The sequence below is a fragment of the Streptomyces sp. NPDC005962 genome, from assembly GCF_040629205.1.
In the GTDB taxonomy this organism is placed as follows: domain Bacteria; phylum Actinomycetota; class Actinomycetes; order Streptomycetales; family Streptomycetaceae; genus Streptomyces.
Map to the genome: position 1 here is coordinate 47,798 of NZ_JBEXVE010000014.1, position 21,322 is coordinate 69,119.

The 21,322-nt window shown below is 74.3% G+C and carries 2 protein-coding genes; both read right to left on the reverse strand.

The genetic code is table 11. From position 1 onward, the window contains the following. Nucleotides 1-39: 39 nt before the first annotated feature. A complete protein-coding gene (locus tag ABZ370_RS23575; protein WP_358624208.1) occupies nucleotides 40-1,326 on the reverse strand; it encodes an MFS transporter in 1,287 nt (428 codons plus the stop codon). Next, nucleotides 1,323-21,311: a non-ribosomal peptide synthase/polyketide synthase gene (locus ABZ370_RS23580; protein ID WP_358624211.1), complete on the reverse strand. Its 19,989-nt coding sequence runs from the start codon at nucleotides 21,309-21,311 to the stop codon at nucleotides 1,323-1,325. The genes ABZ370_RS23575 and ABZ370_RS23580 overlap by 4 nt, the downstream gene beginning before the upstream one ends. Nucleotides 21,312-21,322: the final 11 nt, after the last annotated feature.

The window sequence follows — 21,322 nt, forward strand, 5'->3', positions numbered from 1 at the left end:
TTTCTCCTGTCGTTACGGAACTCTTCGTGGAGGTGGTTCTCAGTCCCCCGGCCGGGAACCGGCCGGGGTGTTCGGGGACAGCCCGCGCAGGGTCGGGCTGGCGGTGGCGAGTACGGCCGCGACGGCCATCCCGGCGGAGCACACCAGGATCGCCCGGTCGCCGGGCAGGGCCTGGGCGAGCAGGCCGCCCAGCGCGGGGCCCGCCGCGCCCGCGGCGCCGCAGGCCAGGGCGAGGACGCTGGTGAGCCTGCCGCGCAGCCGGTCGGGGGTGCGCAGCAGCTGTTCCGTCATGATCGCGGTGTTCGCGGTGGGCGGGAACAGCGCCATCAGGGCGAACAGCACCCCGGTCAGATAGCCGCTGTGCACGAAGGCGGCGGCCGGGGTGAGCACGGTCAGCGCCCAGAACACCGCCACGATGGCGCGGTAGGGGCCGAGGCGGCTGTGGAGTACGGGTGCGGCGAGCGCGCCGAGGACGCCGCCCACGCCGAGCATGGCCGCCATCACCCCGACCTCCCCGGAGGGCACCCCCCTGGTTCCGGCGAGCACGATGACGACGAGGTAGAAGGCGCTGAAGAACAGGTTCAGCACGACCGCGCACAGGATGGTGACCCGGATGCGGCGCTCCTGCCACACCCACCGCAGACCGGTCAGTATCTCGTGGCCGAGCCTGCCGGGCGGGGTGGCGGGGCGCTCCTGCCGCGGCAGCCGCAGGAAGAGCAGCGCCACGAAGGAGAGGGTGTGCATGACGGCGTCGGCCAGGAAGGGGACGAAGCGCCCCACGGCGAACAGGAATCCGCCGGTCGCGGTGCCCGAGAGCTGTCCCATCGACGCCCGCGCCGTGTTCATGGAGACGGCCGCGGGCAGCTGGGTGGTGTCCACGAGCAGCGGCAGCGCGGCGTTCTCCGCCGGTTCGAAGAGGGCGGCGGAGGCCCCGAACACCGCCGCGACGGCCACCATATGGGGCACGGTGGCCGCGTCGCTCCACACCGCGACGACCAGGGTGATGGCGGACACCGCCTGGGCCGCTTCACAGCCGAGCATGAGCCTTTTGCGGTCGTACCGGTCCACCAGGACCCCGGCCGGAAGCCCGGCCACCATCTGCGCGGCGGCGATCGTGCCCATCACCAGACCCGAGGCGGCACCCGAACCGGTGAGCGCCAGGACCAGCAGCGGGAACGCGATCATCGACGCGTGGAACCCGAACTCCGAGAGCGCCTGGCTGCCCCACAAGATCCGGTAGCCGCGGTTGCGCGACAGGGCCACCGGCGGGTCCGTGGACGGGGGCGCCTCCACCGGGCCCGACGGCACCGCGCTGTCCCCGGTCATACGGCACCCCGGCAGTCCTGGGCGATGCGGCGCAGCGCGTCCGCGAAGTCCTCGGCCACCGCCGCCACCGTCGACTCCTCGTGGACACCGGGACGGTAGTACCAGGTGAAGCCGAGGCGCCCGTTCTGCACCGCGCCCACGACCTCCAGCAGATGCGATCCGCCCTCGCGGGGGTCGTGGTCCTGGCCGAACGAGCCGTGCTCGGCGTGGACGAGACCGTCCTTGGCCTCGGCGGACCGGGCGTCCCACTGGCCGAGGTAGTTGAAGACGACCTGGGGTCCGGCGCCGGTGCCGGCCAGCCGCTCCCGTACGGCCGCCGAACCGAACGTCCGCAGCGCCCCGAAGCCGAAGCCGTTGCCGGGGACGGCCCGCAGATGACGCCTCACCGACTTGACCAGACCGCGCCAGTCGGGGGACGCGGCATCCCGGGTGGCCGGCACGTCGAAGGAGACCGGATACATCGTGGTGAACCAGCCCACCGTGCGGGAGAGATCGGCGTCCTCCAGGACGTCCTCGCGCCCGTGACCTTCCAGTTCGACGGAGATCCGGTCCCGGCCGGTCCAACGCGCCAGCGCCAGCGCGAGGGCGGCGAGCAGCACGTCGTTGATGCGGGTGCGGTAGGCGGTGGGGGCGGCGCGCAGCAGCGCCTCGGTGTCCGCCTCGTCGATCTCCACCGGAACGGCCCGGCTCTCGGCTCCCGGGGCGGGCGTCTCGTGGTCGACCGGCAGCGGTCGCGCGTCCAGGGCCGAGGCCCAGTGGTCGGCCTCGTGGTCCAGGGCGCCGTCGGCGACCTGCTCGGCTAGCTGCCGGGCCCAGTCCCGGAACGAGGTCGTCTTGGGGCCGAGGTCGACCGCCTCACCCCGCGCGCTCTGCTGGTAGGCGGTGTCCAGGTCGTCCAGCACGATCCGCCAGGACACCCCGTCGATGACCAGGTGGTGGGCGGTCAGGAAGAGGAACGGCCGCCGGGCGTCGCCGAACCGGAAGAGCGCGGCCTTCAGCAGCGGACCGCTGCCCAGGTCGAAGCCCGCGTGCAGGGCGTCGGCGGTCTTCTCCATCGCCGCGTCCGCCTCGTGCGGCGGCAGCCCGGACAGGTCGTACCGGGCGAGCACGGCCGCCGGTTCCGGCTCCGGGTTGTACTGCCGCCACTCGCCGCCGTCCTCGGCGAACCGCATCCGCAGCGCGTCGTGGTGGGCGAGAAGGGCGGTCAGCGCCCGTTCCAGCGCGGACTCGTCCAGCTCCTGGTCCAGCTCCAGCAGGGTGGACTGGTTGAAGTGGTGCGGGTTGACGGTGTGGGTGGCGAAGAACCAGCGCTGGATCGGGGTGAGCGGAAGGGCTCCGGTCACCGGCTCCGCGCCGCCCTCGTCCTGTTCGGTGGTGGCCACGGCGGCCAGGGCGGCCACCGACTGATGGGAGAACAGGTCCTTGGTGGTCAGCCGCAGCCCCGACTGGCGGGCCCGGGAGACGACCTGGATGCTCAGGATGGAATCCCCGCCGAGGTCGAAGAAGTTGTCCTCCACGCCGACCCGGTCCAGCCCGAGGACGTCCGCCCAGATCGCCGCGATCCGGCTCTCCATCGGGGTGCGCGGCGCGACGTGATCCGCGCCCGGGGCCGGTGCGGGCTCCGGGTCGGGCAGGGCGCGGCGGTCGACCTTTCCGTTGGGGGTGAGCGGCAGCTCCGCCACGGTGGCGAACGCCGAGGGCACCATGTGGGGCGGCAGAATCCGGCCCAGGAAGTCGCGCAGCGACCCGGCGGTCGGCGCGGCCTCCTCCGCCGGGACCACATAGCCGACCAGGCGCTTCAGCCCGGACGGATGCTCGGCCGTGGGCCCGGTGTCCCGTACGGCCACCACCGCCTCGCGCACCTCCGGGCTGCGCCGCAGCGCGTTCTCCACCTCGCCCGGCTCGATCCGGAAGCCCCGGACCTTCACCTGGTCGTCGGCGCGGCCGACGAACCGCAGTTCGCCGTCGGCGGTCCAGCGCACCACATCGCCCGTGCGGTACATCCGGCCACCCGCCGGGCCGAACGGATCGGCCAGGAAGCGGGAGGCGGTCAGCCCCGGCCGCCGCAGATAGCCGCGGGCCAGACCGGCCCCGGCCACGTACAGCTCCCCGGCCACGCCCACCGGAACCGGGCGCAGCGCGGAGTCCAGCACATAGGCCCGGGTGTTCGGGATCGGCCCGCCGATCGGCGGCGCCCCCGAACCGGCGGCCAGCGGCCCGGACCAGGTGCTCACCACGGTCGACTCGGTCGGACCGTAGGAGTTGATCATCCGGCGTCCCGGGGCCCAGCGGTCCACCAGTTCGGCGGAGCAGGCGTCACCGCCGACGATCAGGGTGCGCAAGTCCGGCAGGCCCGCCTCCCGCGCCGCCTCCGGCACGGTGGCCAGCGCCGCCGGGGGAATCAGCGTGTGGGTGATCCGGTGCTCGGCCAGCACCTCGGCCAGCCGCTCGCCGAGCAGCGGCCCCTCCTCCGCGACCACGAGCGCCGCCCCGCTGGGCAGGGATACGCACAGCTCCAGTACGGAGGCGTCGAAGCTGGGCGAGGCGAACTGCAGGACGCGGTCCCCGGCCCGGACGCCGTAGTGTCCGGCGGCGGCGGACGAGAAGCTCGCGAGACCCGCGTGGGTGACCACGACCGCCTTCGGCACCCCGGTGGACCCGGAGGTGTAGATGACGTACGCCGGATGGTCCGGGGTCAGCCCCCGGACGGCCGGGGCATGGTCCGGGCCGTCCCCGGCCCACACCGACGCCGAGTCGTCGAGCACCACCAGCGGCTCGGCGTCCCGCAGCATGAACGCCACCCGCTCCGCCGGGTAGTTGGGGTCGACCGGCAGGAACGCGCCGCCCGCCTTCGCCACCGCCAGCTGCGCCACCACCATCTCCACCGACCGTGGCAGCACCAGCGCCACCAGCTTCTCCGGCCCCACGCCGCGCCCGGTCAGCCGGTGCGCCAACCGGTTCGCCGCCGTGTCCAGCTCGGCGAAGGTGAGCGCGCCCGCCCCGTACCGTACGGCCGTGGCGTCCGGGGACACCGCGGCCTGCCGCGCGAACAGCTCGGCCAGCGTGGCCGGGGGGACGGGGCGGGCGGTGGCGTTCCACTCCACGAGGGTGCGCCGCAGCTCGGCCGGGGTGGCGAGCGGCAGCGCGCCCACCGCCCGGTCGGGGTCGTCGGCGATGCCGGTGAGGAGCGTGACGAGGGCCGCGCCCATCCGCTCGGCCGTCGGCGCGTCGAACAGGTCGGTGCTGTAGCTGATCAGCCCGCGCAGGACGCCCCCGTCGGCCTCGGCGAACTCCAGCGTGAGGTCGAAGCTCGCGGTGCTGGTCTCGGGGGCGATGTCCTCCAGGGCGAGACCGGGCAGGTCCAGCGGCCCGCCGGGGAGGTTCTGCAGCACCACCATCGCCTGGAACAGCGGTGTCCGGCTGGTGTCCCGGGCGGGCTGCACCTCGTCCACCACCCGCTCGAACGGCACGCTCTGGTGGGCGAAGGCGTCCAGGACGGTGCCGCGCACATCGGCCAGGAAGTCGGTGAAGCCGCGCTCGGCGTCGACCGAGGAGCGCAGCACCAGGGTGTTGACGAAGAAGCCGATCAGATGCTCCGCCTCGGCGCGCTCCCGCCCCGAGGTGACCGTCCCCACGGCGATGTCGTCCTGGCCCGACAGCCGGGCCAGCAGCACCTGGGCCGCCGCCACCAGCGTCATGAAGAGGGTGGTGCCACGGGCCTGTCCGTACTCCTTGAGGCGCCGGTTCACCGCGGCCGGTACGTCGAACTCCACCGTCGCGCCGTGTCCGCTGCGCACCGCCGGACGCGGCCGGTCGGTGGGCAGCTCCAGCGGCTCGGCACCCCTCAACTGCTGTGTCCAGTACGCCAGTTGCTCATCGGTGGACGGGCCGTCCAGCTCGGCCCGCTGCCAGGCCGCGAAGTCGGCGTAACCCACCGGAAGTGGTGGCAGCGCCGCCGCGTCGCCACGTGAGCCCGCCCGGTACAGCTCGCGCAGATCGCCCATGAGGACGCCGGTGGACCAGCCGTCGGTGATGATGTGATGCAGCGTCAGCGTCAGGGCGTGGTCCTCGGCGTCCAGCCGGATCAGCCCGGCCCGCAGCAGCGGGCCGCGCCGCAGGTCGAACGGGCGCTCCCGCTCCCTCGCCAGCAGCTCCGTCAGCTCCGCCTCCCGCCGCTCGGCGGGAAGCTCCGACAGATCGTGCCGGGTGAGGTGGATGGCGGACGGCTCGTGCACGATCTGCACCCCGCGTCCGTCCACCGCGTCGAAGGTGGTGCGCAGGGACTCGTGCCGGGCCACCAGCGCGGTCAGCGCCTCCTCCAGCGCCCGGACGTCGAGGGCGCCGCGCATCCGCAGCGCCAGCGGGGTGATGTATTCGGTGCTGTCCGGGGCGAAGGAGTCCAGGAACCACAGGCGCTGCTGTGGATACGACAGCGGCAGCTCCCCGTCCCGGGGCACCGGGGCGATCGGCGCGGACACCCCGCCCGTGGCGCCGCTCGCCTCGGTGAGGGCCGTGGCCAGGGCGGCCACGGTGGAGTGGCTGAACACCAGCCGGGGCGACACCTCCGCCCCGAACGCCTCCCGCAGCCGCGAGGTGAGCCGGATGCTGAGGATGGAGTCACCGCCGAGGACGAAGAAGTCGTCCTCGGCGCCGACCTGTTCGACGCCCAGCACCTCGGCCAGAATCCGCGCGGTGCGCCGTTCGGCCTCATCCCGCGGGGCGACGTAGGCCGCGCGGTCCGGGGTGTGATCGGGCGCGGGCAGCGCCGCCCGGTCCAGCTTGCCGTTGCGGCTCAGCGGCAGCGCGTCCAACAGGACGATCGCCGACGGCACCATGTAGTCGGGGAGGGCGGCCGCCGCGTGGGTACGCAGCTCCGCGCCGTCCACGGCCCGGTGGCCGCCCGGCACCACATAGGCCACCAGCCGCTTCACCCCGGGCCGGTCCTCGCGGGCCACCACCGCGGCGTCCGCCACCGAGGGGTGCGCGGTCAGTACGTTCTCCACCTCGCCCGGCTCGATCCGGAAGCCCCGGACCTTCACCTGATGGTCGGCGCGGCCGACGAACTCCACCGTGCCGTCCGCCCTGCGCCGCGCCAGGTCCCCGGTGCGGTACATCCGCTCCCCGGCGGGTCCGTACGGATCGGCGAGGAAGGCCGCCGCCGTCGCGCCGGACCGGCCCAGATAGCCACGGGCCACGCCCTCACCGGCGACGAAGAGTTCACCGACGACACCGGGCGGTACGGTCCGCAGCCGCGCGTCCAGGACGTACACCCGCATGTTGTCCAGCGGCCCGCCGATCGGCACCACATCGGGCACCTCGTCGGCGCGGGACATCGGGAAGGCGGTGGCGAACGTCGTCGTCTCGGTCGGCCCGTAGCCGTCGACGACGGTCAGCCCGGGGCAGGCCGCCAGCACCCGGCGCACGGCCGCCGCCGGAACCACGTCGCCGCCGGTCCACACCTCGCGCAGCCCCGCGAAACACTCCGGGGCGTCCTGCGCCAGCAGCCGGAACAGCCCGGCCGTCAGCCACAGGCCCGTCACCCCGTGTCCGGCCACCAGCCGCCGCAGGCCCGCCGCGTCCAGCTCGCCCGGCGGGGCCACCACCACCTGACCGCCGCGCAGCAGCGGCACCCACACCTCGTAGGTGGCGGCGTCGAACGCCACCGGGGAATGCAACGGCACCCGTGCGTGTCCGCCGCCATCGAAGGCCCGGTGGAAGGCGAGCGCCGCCACATCGCGGTGGCGCACCCCCACGGCCTTCGGCACCCCGGTCGACCCGGAAGTGAACATCACATACGCCAGGTTGTCCCGGTCCACCGGCACGGCGGGCGGTGTCCGCCCGCCGCCGCGCACGGCCGTCACATCGTCCGCCGTCAGCACGGTCTTCGCGCCGGTCTGCTCCAGCAGCACCCGCTGCCGTGCGCCCGGCGCGCGGGCGTCCACCGGTACGTACACCCCGCCCGCCCTGACCACCGCGAGCTGCGCCACGACCAGCTCGGCCGACCGGTCCATGAGCAGCGCCACCCGCTCCTCGGCGCCCACCCCCGACTCGGCCAGTACGGCGGCCAGTTGACCCGCCCACGCGTCCAGGTCGCGGTAGCTCAGGCCCGTGCCGCCGTCCGTGACGGCGATCGCCTCCGGGGTCCGCGCCGCCTGCTCGGCGAACAGCTCCGCGAGCGAGCCCCGGGGCAGCGGGCGGGCGGTGTCGTTCCACTCCCGCACCGCCCGGCGCTCCTCGGCGCCGGTCAGCAGCCGCAGCTCGTCCAGGGTGCGCCCGGCGCCGTCGGCGATGCCGGTCAGCAGCGTCTCCAGATGGCGCGCCGCCCGCCTTGCCGTCGCCGCGTCGAACAGCGCCGGATCGTAGGCGATGTCGAAGCCGAGCCGGTCGCCGAGATAGGCGCGCAGGCACAGCGGGAAGTTCGTGGCGTCCTCGGCCCGCACCTCCCGGATGGCGATCCCCGCACCGGACGCCGACTCCTCGTCGAACGGATAGTTCTCGAAGACCACCATGGAGTCGAACAGCCCCTCGGCGGCAGGCAGTTCGCTCAAGGCCTGAATCCGGGCGAGGGAGACGAAGTCGAAGCGGCGCGACTCGCTCTGCTGCTCCTGGAGTTCCCGCAGCCACCCCGCCACCTCGCGGCCGCCGTCGGCCACGGCCCGGGTGGGAACCGTGTTGATGAACATGCCGACCATCGTCTCCACGCCCGGCAGCCCGTCCGGGCGGCCCGAGGCGGTGGTGCCGAACACCACGTCCCGCTCGCCGCCGTACCGGGACAGCAGCAGCGCCCAGGCGCCCTGCACCACCGTGTTGACGGTCAGCCCCCGGCCGCGGGCCGTCTCGCGCAGCCGCGCGGACACCTCGACGGTCAGCTCCAGCCGGGTCAGCGCGCCGGAGGTGGCGCGGTGCGCCTCCCGGGGCGGCCGGTCGTACGGCAGCGGGGTCCGGGCGCCGAAGCCCGCCAGGACGTCCCGCCAGTGCCGCTCGGCCCGCTCCTGGTCCTGCTCCCGCAGCCAGCGCAGGAAGTCCCGGAACGGGCGGCGCGCGGGCGGGCTCACGGTGCGGCCCTCGGTGAGCGCCGCGTAGTGCTCGCACACCTCGGCGAAGATCTGTCCGGTGGACCAGCCGTCGAGCATCAGATGGTGCGAGGTCCACACCAGCATGACCTCGTCGCCGGTCAGCCGCGCCACCGCGATCCGGCTCAGCGGGGCCTCGGTCAGCTCCATCCCGGCCGCCCGGTCCTCGGCGAGCAGCCGCTCCAGCGCGGCCTGTCGCCCGTCCGGGGAGAGGTCCCGCCAGTCGTGCCGCGCGGTGGGCAGCGCGACATGGCGGCGCACCACCTGGACGGGCTCCTCAAGCCCCTCCCAGCGGACCTCGCTGCGCAGCACCGGCGTACGGTCGGTGACCCGCTGCCAGGCGGCGGCGAAGGCGTCCGGGTCGCCGATGCCGCCGATGCGCAGCGCGATCTGGTCGAAGTAGGCGCCCTGGGTGTCGACCAGGCCGTGGAAGAGCATGCCCGCCTGCAACGGGGTCAGCGGATAGATGTCCTCCACGTCCCTGCCGTCGCCCGCGATCAGGTCCACCTGGCGCTGGTCGAGCCGGGCGAGCGGGAAGTCGGCGGGGCTGCGGCCGCCCGCGCCGGGCTCCGCGCAGTGCGCGACGATCTCCCGCAGCGCGGCGGCCACGTCCTCGGCGAGACGGCGCACGGTCGCCTCGTCGTACATCAGCGCCGGGTACGTCCAGCCCAGCTCCAGACGGCCGTCCTGGACCGCCCCGGTGACCTCCAGCAGATACGTACGGGTCTCACCGTCCGGCGCGTCCCTGCCGGTCGAGGGCAGCGCGCCCCGGATGAGCCCGGAGGCATCTTCCGCGGCGGCCACGTCCCACTGGCCGTGGTAGTTGAACCCGATCTGCGGCGCCGGGCCGCCCCGCAGCCGCTCGGCCGCGGTGGGGGAGAGGTGGCGCAGCGCGCCGTGACCCAGCCCGCGGTGCGGGACGGCGTGCAGCTGCTCCTTGACGGACCTCAGCGTCGTCCGCCAGTCCGCGCCGGGTGCGACGGTCAGCGCGAGCGGGAACTCGGCGGTGAACCAGCCGACCGTACGGGAGAGGTCCAGCTCGTCGAAGAGGTCCTCGCGGCCGTGGCCCTCCACGCCGATCAGCACGGTGTCGCCGCCGGTCCAGCGGGCCAGGCTGCGGCCGAGCGCGCTGAGCAGCACATCGTTGATCTGGGTGCGGTAGACGTCCGGGACGTCGCGGAGCAGCGCGTCGGTCTCGGCGCGGCCGAGGGTGACGGTCACTGTGGCCGCCGTCGCCTGGGTGTTGGCGCCCTCGCGGTCGACGGGGAGCGGGGCGGGCGCGGTGTGCGCGGCCCGCGTCCAGTACTCCAGGTCGCCGTCGAGTCCGCCGGAGCGCACATGCTCCGCCAGCCGCGCCGCCCAGTGCGCGTAGGCGCTGCTCGCCGGGGGCAGAGCGGGCGTGGCACCGGCGGTGGCCTGGTCGTACGCGGACTCCAGATCGCCGAGGAGGACGCGCCAGGAGACGCCGTCGACCACCAGATGGTGCACGGTGATCAGCAACTCGGGCGCCTGCTGCGGACCGTGGGTGAACAGCAGCGCGCGCAGCACCGTGCCCTCGGCGATGTCCAGCCCGGTCTGGGCCGCCACCGTGGCCTCCCGTACGGCGCGCGACCGGGCCTCGTCGCCGAGCCCGGACAGATCGTGCCGTGCGAGCAGCGGTCCGGGCGCGGTGGCCAGGACCTCCTGCCGCCACTGACCGTCGATGACGAGGAACCGGGTGCGCAGCGCCGCGTGGTGCGCCACCAGCGCGTCCAGGGCCCGGCCGAGGGCGGCCTCGTCGAGGTCGTCGGCGAGCCGCAGCCGGTGGGTCATGGTGAAGTGGTGCGGATCGCCGGGCCGCCGCCCCTCCAGGTACCAGTGCTGGATCGGGGTCAGCGGCGCCGGGCCCGCCGGCGGACCGGCCGGGGTGTCGTCCGGCGCCGGGGCGGAGCCGACGCTCACCGAGAGTTCCGCGATGGTTTGGTGGCGGAAGATGTCCTTGGAGGTGATCCGCAGTCCGGCCTGCCGGGCGCGGGAGACGATCTGGATGCTGAGGATCGAGTCGCCGCCCAGGGCGAAGAAGTTGTCCTCCACCCCGATCCGCGGGGCGCCCAGCACCTCCGACCACACGCGCGCGAGCAGGGTTTCCGTCTCGGTGCGGGGTGCCAGATACGCGGTCTCGGCGTCCGGCTGCGCGGGCGGTGCGGGCAGGGCCCGCCGGTCGACCTTTCCGGCGTCCGTGCGAGGCACCCGGTCCAGCGTCACGAAGGCCGCCGGGACCATGTAGTCGGGCAGGGTCCGCTTGAGCCGGGCGCGCAGTTCCACCGCGCCGGGCGCCGCGTCCGCCCCCGTGGCCACGAGGTAGCACACCAGCCGCCGGTGGCCGGTGTCCTCCCGGGCCACCACCACGGCGTCCTCGACCGCCGGATGGTCCAGCAGGGCGGCCTCGATCTCACCGGGCTCGATGCGGAAGCCACGGATCTTGACCTGTTCGTCGGCGCGGCCGAGGAATTCGAGCGTCCCGTCCGCCGTCCAGCGGGCCCGGTCGCCGGTGCGGTACATCCGGGAGCCGGGCGGGCCGTACGGGTCGGCGGTGAAGTGGCGCGCGGTCAGCCCCGGCCTGCCGAGGTAGCCGCGCACCACCTGGGCACCGGCCAGATGCAGTTCGCCGGGCACCCCGGGCGGCACCGGCCGCAGCGCCTCGTCCAGGACGTACGCCCGCAGGTTGTGCCCGGGGCGCCCGATGAGCGGACGGTCCCCGAGGTCGGCGAGGCGCCCGTACACCGCGTCGACGGCGCATTCGGTGGGCCCGTAGAAGTTGTACGCCGCCACCCCGGGCACCGCGCGCAGCTCCCGCCACAGCGCCGACCCCAGCGCCTCGCCGCCCACCATGACGATCCGCGGCCGGTGCCCGCCGTTGAACATCCCCCCGCCGAACAGCCCCGCGGCCATCAGCTCGTGGAGATACGACGGGGTCAGGTCGAGGAAGTCCAGCTCCCGGGAGCGGACCAGCCCGACCAGGGCGTCGGGGTCGAGCCGTACCGCGTCGTCGATCAGATGCACCTCCTGGCCCGCGGCCAGGAACACGGCGCCCTCCCAGGAGGTATCGAAGGAGAACGCGGCGGTCAGCGCGGCGCGCAGCGGACGGCCCGCCTCGGCGGCGTGCGGCGCGATGAGCCCGGCCAGGTGGTCGTGGCAGAGGTTGACCAGCTGGCGGTGCTCGACGGCGACGCCCTTGGGGCGGCCGGTGGAACCCGAGGTGTAGTTGACGTAGGCCGTGTTCGCGGGGCGCAGCGGGGAGCGCCGGTCCCGGTCGGTCGGGTCGGTGGCGGGCAGGTCGCCGAGGGGTGCGTCGCGCAGCGCCTCGGGGGTGAGGACGGTCTCGGGGCCCGAGTCCGCCAGCAGGAACCGGACGCGCTCGGCGGGCAGTTCCGGATCGACGTACAGATAGGTGCCGCCCGCCTTGAGGACCGCGAGCTGGGCCACCATCAGCTCGGCGGTGCGCGGCAGCCTGACCGCGACCACCTTCTCGGGACCGGCCCCGAGGGCGATGAGGTGGTGGGCCAGCCGGTTGGCTCGGGCGTTCAGCTCCGCGAAGTCGTAACGGGTGTCCCCGGCCACCAGCGCCGTGGCGTGCGGGGTGCGGGCCGCCCGCTCCTCGAAGAGGCGCGGGAAGGTGGTGTCCGGCACCGGCAGCGCGGTGGCGTTCCACTCCTCCAGCACGGTGTGGCGCTCCCGCGCGGTCAGCAGCGGGAGTTCACCCACCGGACGGCCGGGGTCCTCCGTCACCGCCTCCAGCAGCAGCCGCAGCTGACGGGTCATCCGCCGCACGGTCTCCGCGTCGAACAGATCGGTGTTGTACTCCACGAAGCCCGTCAGCGCGCCCTGGTGTTCCACGAAGTCGAAGCCCAGGTCGAAGGCGGCGGTCCGGCTCGGAATGCGGACGGGCTCCACGGTGAGCCCGGGCAGGCTCGGCACCTCGCTGCCCAGATTGTGCAGCGCCACCGTCACCTGGAACAGCGGGGTGCGGCTGGTGTCCCGCTCCGGCTGGAGCGTGTCCACGATCCGCTCGAACGGCACGTCCTGGTGGGCGAAGGCGTCCAGGACGGTGTCGCGCACCTCCCGGAGCAGTTCGCCGAACGGGCGCTCCGCGCGCACCCGGCCGCGCAGCACGAGGGTGTTGACGAACATCCCGACCAGGCGCTCCAGCTCGGGCCGCTCCCGGCCGGAGGTCACGGTGCCCACCGCGATGTCCTCCTGCCCCGACCAGCGCGCCAGCAGCACCTGGCAGGTGGCGAGCAGAGTCATGAAGAGCGTGCCGTCGCCGCTCCGCCCCGTCTCCCGGAGCCGGTCCACCAGCTCCGCGTCCAGGGTGAAGTCCAGCAGCGCGCCGTTCTTGGTCTGCACGGCCGGGCGCGGCCGGTCGGTCGGCAGCTCCAGCGGGGCCAGGTCGGCCAGTGTCTTCCGCCAGTGGTCCAGCTGCGGTTCCACCGCGGCGGCGCCGCCGTCCGGATCGCGCTGCCAGGCCGCGTAGTCGGCGTAACCCAGCGGCAGCGGGGGCAGTTCGGGGCTCCGCCCGGCCACCGCCGCCGTGTACAGCTCACTCAGATCGTCGCTGATGACGGCAGTGGACCAGCCGTCCGTGACGATGTGATGCATCGTCAGCGTGAGGACGAGCTCCTCGTCGTCCAGCCGGATCAGGGACGCCCGCAGGAGGGGACCGGTGCTCAGATCGAAGGCGGTGGCACCCTCCCTTGCGAGCAGCCGCTCCAGCTCCCGTTCGCGCTCGGCGGCGGGGAACGCGGTGAGGTCGTGGCACGGCAGCTCGACCCGGTACGGGGCGTTGATCCGCTGCACCCCGCGGCCGTCCACCTCGGCGAATGTGGTGCGCAGCGGCTCGTGCCGGGCTACGAGTCCGTCGAGGGCGGTGTGCAGGGCGCCGGTGTCCAGCCGCCCGCGCAGCCGCAGCGCGAACGGGGTCACATACTCGGTGTCGCGGTCGTCGAAGCCGTCCAGGAACCACAGGCGCTGTTGGGCGTGCGACAGCGGCAGGTCCCCGCCCCGCTCCACGGCCGGGATCACCTCGCGCGGCGCGGCGCCGCTGTCCGGTGCGCTCAGCGCGGCGGCGAGGGCGGCGACGGTGGCATGGGTGAACAGGGACCGTGGCGAGACGTCCGTGCCGAAGGCGGTACGCAGCCGGGAGGCCACCCGGATGGCGAGGATCGAATCGCCGCCCAGGGCGAAGAAGTTGTCCTCCGCCCCGGCCTCCTCGACCCCCAGCACCTCGGCCCACACCCGGGCCACCGTGGCTTCCGCGTCGGTGCGCGGGGCGATCCGCTCGGCGCCCGTCGCGAAACCGTCCGCGCCCGGGGCGGGCAGCGCCGCCCGGTCCAGCTTGCCGTTGGCGGTCAGCGGCAGGGCGTCCAGAGCGACGTAGGCGGCCGGAACCATGTGCTCGGGCAGGGCGCGCCCGAGGAACTCCCGCAGCTCTGCGGCGGACGGCGGCGCGCCCTGACCGGTGGCCACCGTGCGCGTGGCCACGGTGTAGGCCACCAGCCGCCGCACCCCGGGCCGGTCCTCCCGCGCGGTCACCACGGCGTGTGCCACGCCCGGATGCGCGGTCAGGGCGGCCTCGATCTCACCTGGTTCGATCCGGAAACCGCGGATCTTCACCTGGTCGTCGGCGCGGCCCAGATACTCCAGCTCGCCGTCCGCGCTCCACCGGGCCCGGTCGCCGGTGCGGTACATCCGGCTGCCCGCCGTGCCGAACGGGTCGGCGACGAAACGGGACGCGGTCAGCCCCGGCCGTCGCAGATAGCCACGGGCCAGCCCCGCGCCCGCCACGTACAGCTCGCCCACCGCACCCGGCGGCACCGGCTGGAGAGCGGCGTCGAGGACGTAGATCCGCAGGTCGGGGATGCCGGTGCCGATGCCGCTGCCGGTGGCGCGGGCGGCGGTGGCGCGGTCGAGGGCGGTGTGGGTGACGTGCACGGTGGTCTCGGTGATCCCGTACATGTTGACCAGCACCGGCGCGGTGCCGGTGTTCGCGTGTTGCGCGTACCAGCTCTCCAGGCGGCGCGGATCGAGCGCCTCACCGCCGAAGACGACCCGGCGCAGCGAAAGCCGCGCCCCGGGATTCTCCTCATCGGCGCGCATCAGGGCGTAGAACGCCGACGGCGTCTGGTTGAGCACCGTCACCCGCTCGTCCGCCAGCAGCCGCAGGAACTCCTCCGGGGAGCGCGAGACCGCGTACGGGACGACCACGAGCCGACCGCCGTGCAGCAGCGGCCCCCAGATCTCCCACACGGAGAAGTCGAAGGCGTAGCTGTGGAACAGCGTCCACACATCGCTCTCGTCGAACGAGAACCACTGCCGGGTCTGCGAGAACAGCCGGACCACATTGGCGTGCGGGACGACCACGCCCTTGGGCAGACCGGTCGATCCCGAGGTGTAGATGGCGTAGGCCGGACTGTCCGGCAGCGGCCGGGCGGTGGCCGGTACGGAGGCCGGGCGCTGCCGCAGATCGGCGGCCACCGCCGGGTCGTCCAGGCACAGCCGGGGCACGGCGGCGTCGGCCGCGATCCGCTCGTCGACGGCGGTCGTGGTCAGCAGCAGCACGGGCTCGGTGTCGGCGAGCATATGGGCGATCCGCCCGGACGGCTGGTCCGGATCGATCGGCAGATACGCCGCCCCGGTCTTCAGCACGGCCACGATCGCCACGATCATGTCGAGCGAGCGGGGCAGGGCCAGCGCCACATACCGCTCCCGCGCCGCGCCCTGGGCGGCGAGCCGATGGGCCAACTGCCCCGCACGGCAGTCGAGTTCGGCGTACGACAGGGACTCCGCGCCGCAGGTGACGGCGGTCGCGTCCGGGGTGCGGGCGGCCTGCTCCTCGAACAGGTCCACCACGGTCCGCTCCGGCGACCCCTGGGCCGAGCCGTTCCACTCCACCAGGACGCGCTGCCGCTCCTCGTCCGTCATCCACGGCAGAGCCCGCAGCGGGCGGTCCGGGTCCGCCGCGATCCCCGTGAGCAACTGGCACAGCCGGTCGGCGAGGGCGGCCGCGGTCCCGGCGTCGAACAGCTCCGGGTCATAGCCGAGGTCGAAGCCGAGCCGGTCGGAGAGATGGGCCCGCAGGCTCAGCGGGAAGTTCGTGGCATCGGTCGACTCGACGTCGAGGATGCGCAGCCCCGCCTCGCGCGCCGAGGAGTCGTCGAAGGGGTAGTTCTCGAACGCCACCATGCTGTCGAAGAGCGGCGTACCGGCCGGGACCTCGCTCCAGGCCGCCAGCTGGGCCAGCGACACGGATTCGAAGCCCCGGGACCCCGCCTGCGCCATCTGGAGTTCCCGCAGCCACTCGGCGGTGTTCCGGGCGCCGTCGACCCGTACCCGGGTGGGCAGGGTGTTGATGAACATGCCCACCATGGACTCGACCCCGGCCAGCTCCGCCGGGCGGCCCGAGACGGTGGTGCCGAAGACCACGTCCGGCTCGCCGCTGTACCGGGACAGCAGCAGCGCCCAGGCGCCCTGCACGATCGTGTTGACGGTCAGGCCGCGGCGCCGGGCCGCCTCGCGCAGCTCCGCCGAGACCCCGGCCCCGAGCGCCACCGCCACGGTCGCCGACGACCCGGCCCGGTGCGACTCCAGGGGCTTGCGGTCGTACGGCAGCGGCGTGGGCGCGGTGACCCCCGCCAGCAGCGCCCGCCAGTGCTCCTCGGCCTCCCGCCCGTCCTGGCCCTCCAGCCAGTGCAGATAGTCGCGGAACGGCCGCCGGGCGGTCAGTGCCGGGCGGTCCCCCCGGGCCGCCGCGGCGTACCGCTCGCACACCTCGGTGAAGACCTGGGCCAGGCTCCAGCCGTCCAGGATCAGATGGTGCGAGGTCCAGATCAGCGCCACCTGGTCATCGGGGAGCCGTACGATCGTCAGCCGCATCAGCGGCGGCGCCGTCAGATCCAGGCCGAGTGCCAGATCCTCGGCGCGCAGCCGGTCCAGCTCGGCCGCCCGCCGCTCCTCCGGCAGTTCACGCCCGTCGACATGGGTGACGGGCACGGCGGCCCGGCGGCGTACGAACTGCACGGGCCGTTCGACGTCCTCCCACACCACGCCGCTGCGCAGCACGGGGGTGCGGTCGACCGTCTGCTGCCAGGCGAGGGCGAACGCGTGCGGATCGCCCACCCCGGCCAGCGTCAGGGTGGCCTGGTCCAGATACACGTCCTGCCCGTCGCCCACCAGACGGTGGAAGAGCATGCCCTCCTGGAGCGGGGTCAGCGGATAGACGTCCTCGGTCCCGCGCCCGTCCCCGACGAGGCGGTCCACACCCGCCTGGTCCAGCCGGGCGAGCGGGAAGTCCGACGGCGTACGGCCCCCGGCGTCCGGTTCGGCGCAGTGGCCGACGATCTCCCGCAGCGCCGCCAGCATCGCGTCCGCGAGCCGCCGGATGGTGGCCTCGTCGTGGACGCGGTCGGAGTAGAGCCAGCTCAGCTCCAGTTCACCGGCGGACACCACACCCGACACATCGAGCGGATAGGTCGAGGGCTCATCGGGGTCGAGATCCTGCCCCCACGTCTCGCCGGTGAGGGTGAACGCGTCGTCGCCCGGTACGGAGTCCCACTGGCCGTGGTAGTTGAAGCAGACGCCCGGCAGCGGGGCGTCGCGCAGTGCGCGGGCGGGGGCGCCCGGGGCGCTCAGGTGGGCCAGTGCCTCGTAGCTCAGGCCCCGGCGGGGCAGCGCCCGCAGCTGCTCCTTCACGGACTTCAGCACCGCGCCCCAGCCGCCGCCGGGCACGGTGAGCGCCACCGGGTACTGGGTGGTGAACCAGCCGACGGTCCGGGACAGTTCGACGGTGTCGTCGATCTCCTCCCGGCCGTGGCCCTCCATGGCCACCAGCACCCGGTCGGTGCGTGTCCAGTCGGCGAGCACCCGGCCGAGCGCGCTCATCAGCACGTCGTTGACCTGCGTCCGGTACACCCCCGGCACCCGGCGCAGCAGCGCGTCGGTGGTGTCCTGGTCGAGCCGTACCCGGACCGTGCGGGTGGTCCCGGCGGTGGCGCGGCCGGGGTGGTCGACGGGCAGCTCCGCGCCGCCCGTCCGTGCCACGTCCTCCCAGTACGGCAGGTCACCGTCCAGCTCCCCGGCCAGGACGTGTTCGCTCAGCCGGTGGGCCCAGTGGGTGAACGGGGTGGAGACCGGGTCGAGCCGCACCGGGTCCCCGGCCACGGCCTGCCGGTACCCGCTCTCCAGATCGCCGAGCAGGATGCGCCACGAGACGCTGTCCACGGCCAGGTGGTGCACGGTCAGGAACAGCCGCGGCCGGGCGCCCGCGCCGCGCAGGATCAGCGCGGCGCGCAGCAACACGCCCGTGGCGAGGTCGAGTTCGGCGCGGGCGGCCTCGGCGGCCGCCTCGGCGGCGGTGTGCGCGGCGTCCCCCTCGAGACCCGACAGGTCGTGGCGGCGGATCAGCGGGCCCGCCACCGGGCCGTCGGCGTGCTGGCGCCACTCTCCGTCGGCTTGGACGAACCGGGTCCGCAGCGCCGGGTGGTGGGCGGCCACCGCCTCCAGGGCGGTGTTCAGCGCGGACTCGTCCACGTCGTACGGCAGGTCCACGACCATCGACATGGTGAAGTGGCGCAGCGGGCCGTGGGTGGCGAAGAACCAGTGCTGGATCGGGGTCAGCGGCGCCGGGCCCGTCGGCGTCTCGGCGGCGGTGACGGTGCCGGTATCCGCACCGGGTGCGGTGCGCGGGGCGATGGCGGCGGCCAGGTCGGCGATGGTCTGGTGCAGGAAGATGTCCCGGGAGCTGAGCCGCAGTCCGGCCTGGCGCGCCCGGGAGACGGCCTGGATGCTGAGGATCGAGTCGCCGCCGAGTTCGAAGAAGTTGTCCGTCACCCCGACCTGTTCGGCGCCCAGCACCTCGGCCCAGATCCGCGCGAGCTCCTCCTCCGCCGGGGTGCGCGGAGCGGTGTAGGCGTTCTCGCGCCGGTCGGTGTCGGGCCGTGGGGCGGGCAGCGCCCGCCGGTCGAGCTTGCCGCTCGTGGTGAGCGGCATGGCGTCGAGGGCGAGGAAGGCACCCGGAATCATGTGGCCCGGCAGTGTGCGCCCGAGGGCCGCCCGCAGCTCCTGCGTGGTGGGCGGCGTGGCGGCCGCGGCCGGTACGTAGTAGGCGGCGAGCCGCGCGTGGTCCCGCTCGTCGGTCACGGCGACCACGGCCGCCTCGGCGACGGACGGCAGATCGAGCAGCACGGCCTCGATCTCGCCCGGTTCGACCCGGTGGCCCCGGATCTTCACCTGGTCGTCGGCGCGGCCGAGGTAGTCCAGCTCCCCGGCGGCGGTCCAGCGGGCCACGTCGCCGGTGCGGTACATCCGGGCTCCGGCGGGCCCGAACGGGTCGGCCACGAAGCGCGCGGCGGTGAGCCCGGGGCGGTGCGGATAGCCGCGCGCCAGCTGGTCCCCGGCGAGATACAGCTCGCCCGCCACCCCGGCGGGCACCGGCCGGAGCCGGGCGTCGAGTACGTAGGCGCGCAGATTGCCCAGCGGCCGCCCCACCACCGGACGCCCGGTGCCGCCGATCCGGGCGGCGAGCGCGTCGATGGTGCACTCGGTCGGACCGTAGAAGTTGTACGCCGTGGTGCCGGGGGCCTCCGCCAGCTGCCGCCACAGCGTCTGGCCGATGGCCTCGCCGCCCAGCATCAGCACCCGGGGGCGGTGCCGGGGGTCGGTGAGCAGCCCGGCCGGGAGGAGCTGCCGCAGATACGACGGGGTGAGGTCGAGGAAGTCGATCCGGTGCCCGGCGATGTGGTCGACGAGCGCGGCCGGGTCGAGCCGGGTGGTCTCGTCGATCAGGTGCAGCTCATGGCCGTCCGCCAGCAGCAGCAGCCCCTCCAGCGAGGTGTCGAAGGAGAACGACGCGGTCAGCGCGGCGCGCAGCGGACCGCCGCCCGCCTCGGCCACGAAGCCGTGACGGTGGCCCACCAGCAGGTTCACCATGGCCCGGTGGGTCACGGCCACGCCCTTGGGGCGGCCGGTGGAGCCGGAGGTGTAGATGACATACGCCGCGCCGTCCGGGTGCAGCGCGCCGGTCCGGTCGGCGTCGGTGGGATCGGACGCGGGCAGCGTGGCGTGGACGGCACGCAGCGCCGCCTCGTCCAGCACCAGCATCGGCCGGGCGTCGGACAGCAGGAACGCGACGCGCTCCTCGGGGAGTTCGGGGTCGATCGGCAGATACACGCCGCCCGCCTTGAGCACGGCGAGGATCGCCACGACCATGTCGGCGGTGCGCGGCAGCTTCACCCCGACGGTCCGTTCGGGGCCGACGCCCTGCCCGATCAGCCGGTGCGCCAGCCGGTTGGCGGCCGCGTTGAGCGAGGCGAAGTCGTATACCTCCGCCCCGGCGACCAGCGCGGTCGCCGCCGGAGTACGGGCCGCCTGCGCCTCGAACACGGCGGGGAACGTCATCGCCGGGGCGGCCAGCGCGGGACCCCGCTCCCACTCCGTCACCCGCCGCCGCTCGTCCGCCGTCAGCAGCGGAAGCTCCCGCACCGGCCGGTCCGGCGCGGCGCTGGCCCCCTCCAGCAGCACCAGCAGATGCCCCGCCATGCGCTCGGCGGTCTCCGCGTCGAACAGCTCGGTGCTGTACTCCAGCAGCCCCCGCAGCTCATCTTCCTCTTCGACGAATTCCACGCTGAGGTCGAAGGTGGACGACTGCCGGGGCACATCGACGGTCTCGGCCGTCAGCCCGGCCGGCCGGGGCGCGCCCTTCGGGTTGCTGTGGAGCAGCACCATCACGTCGAACAGCGGGTTGCGCCCGGCGTCCCGGCGCGCCCCCACGGCCTCCACCAGCCGCTCGAACGGCGTCTCGTCGTGCGCGAAGGCGTCGAGGACCGTCGTACCGGCCTCGTCGATCAGCTCGCGGTACGAACGCGCGACGTCGACCCCGGAGCGCAGCACCACGGTGTTCACGAAGAACCCCACCGCGCGCTCCAGCTCGGTGCGGCCACGGCCGGAGGTGACGGTGCCCAGCGCGATGTCGTCCTGCCCCGACCAGCGGGCGAACAGCCCCTGGCACGCGGCGACCAGCACGGTGAACAGGGTGGTGCGCCGCTCCGCCGCCAGCTCCCGCAGCCGCGCCGCGACATCCCGGTCCACGGTGAACTCGTGGACCGCGCCCGCCGAGGTGCGCACCGCGGGCCGGGGCCGGTCGGTGGGCAGCTCCAGCGGGACGGTGTCCGCGAGCCGGTCCTTCCAGTGGTCGAGCTGCTTGTCCAGGGCGGCCCCCGAGAGCCGGTCGCGCTGCCACACCGCGAAGTCCGGATACTGCACCGGCACCGGCGGCAGCGGGCCCTTCTCGCCGGTGGCGGGCCCGGCGCCGTACAGCGCGCACAGCTCGTCCAGCAGGATGCCCATGGACCAGCCGTCGGTGACGATGTGGTGGGCGGTGAGGAGGAGGACGTGCTCCTCGTCGCCCAGCCGTACCAGCAGCGCCCGCAGCAGGGGCCCGGTCCGCAGGTCGAACGGGCGGGAGTACTCGGCGAGCAGCGTGTCGTCCAGCGCCCCCGGATCGCCGGTCAGGCCGGTGACCGGCAGCGGAACCGCGGTGGCCTCGCGCACCACCTGCGACGGCTGTCCGTCATCGTCCGCGAAGACGGTCCGCAGCGCCTCGTGCCGCTCCACCAGGGCATCGAGCGCCCGGGAGAGCGCGGCCACGTCCAGGGCGCCGGTCAGCCGCAGGGCGACGGCGCTGTTGTAGCCCGCCTCGTCCGGCTGGAGGGTGTGCAGGAACCACAGCCGCTGCTGGGCGAAGGACAGCGGCAGGGTCTGGGTGCGGTCCGCGCGGGGGATCGCCGCGGTGCGTTTGGCCTTGCCCGCGAGACGGCGGCGCAGGGCTTCGCGCATTTCTTCGGGCAGGGCGGAGGCGCGGCTGTTCCTCGAAGACGTCATGTTGTCTGTCC

Excerpts from the sequence above, each read along its gene's own strand:
- ABZ370_RS23575 (WP_358624208.1), bottom strand. The coding sequence starts at position 1,326 with ATGACCGGGGACAGCGCGGTGCCGTCGGGCCCGGTGGAGGCGCCCCCG.
- ABZ370_RS23580 (WP_358624211.1), bottom strand. The coding sequence starts at position 21,311 with ATGACGTCTTCGAGGAACAGCCGCGCCTCCGCCCTGCCCGAAGAAATG.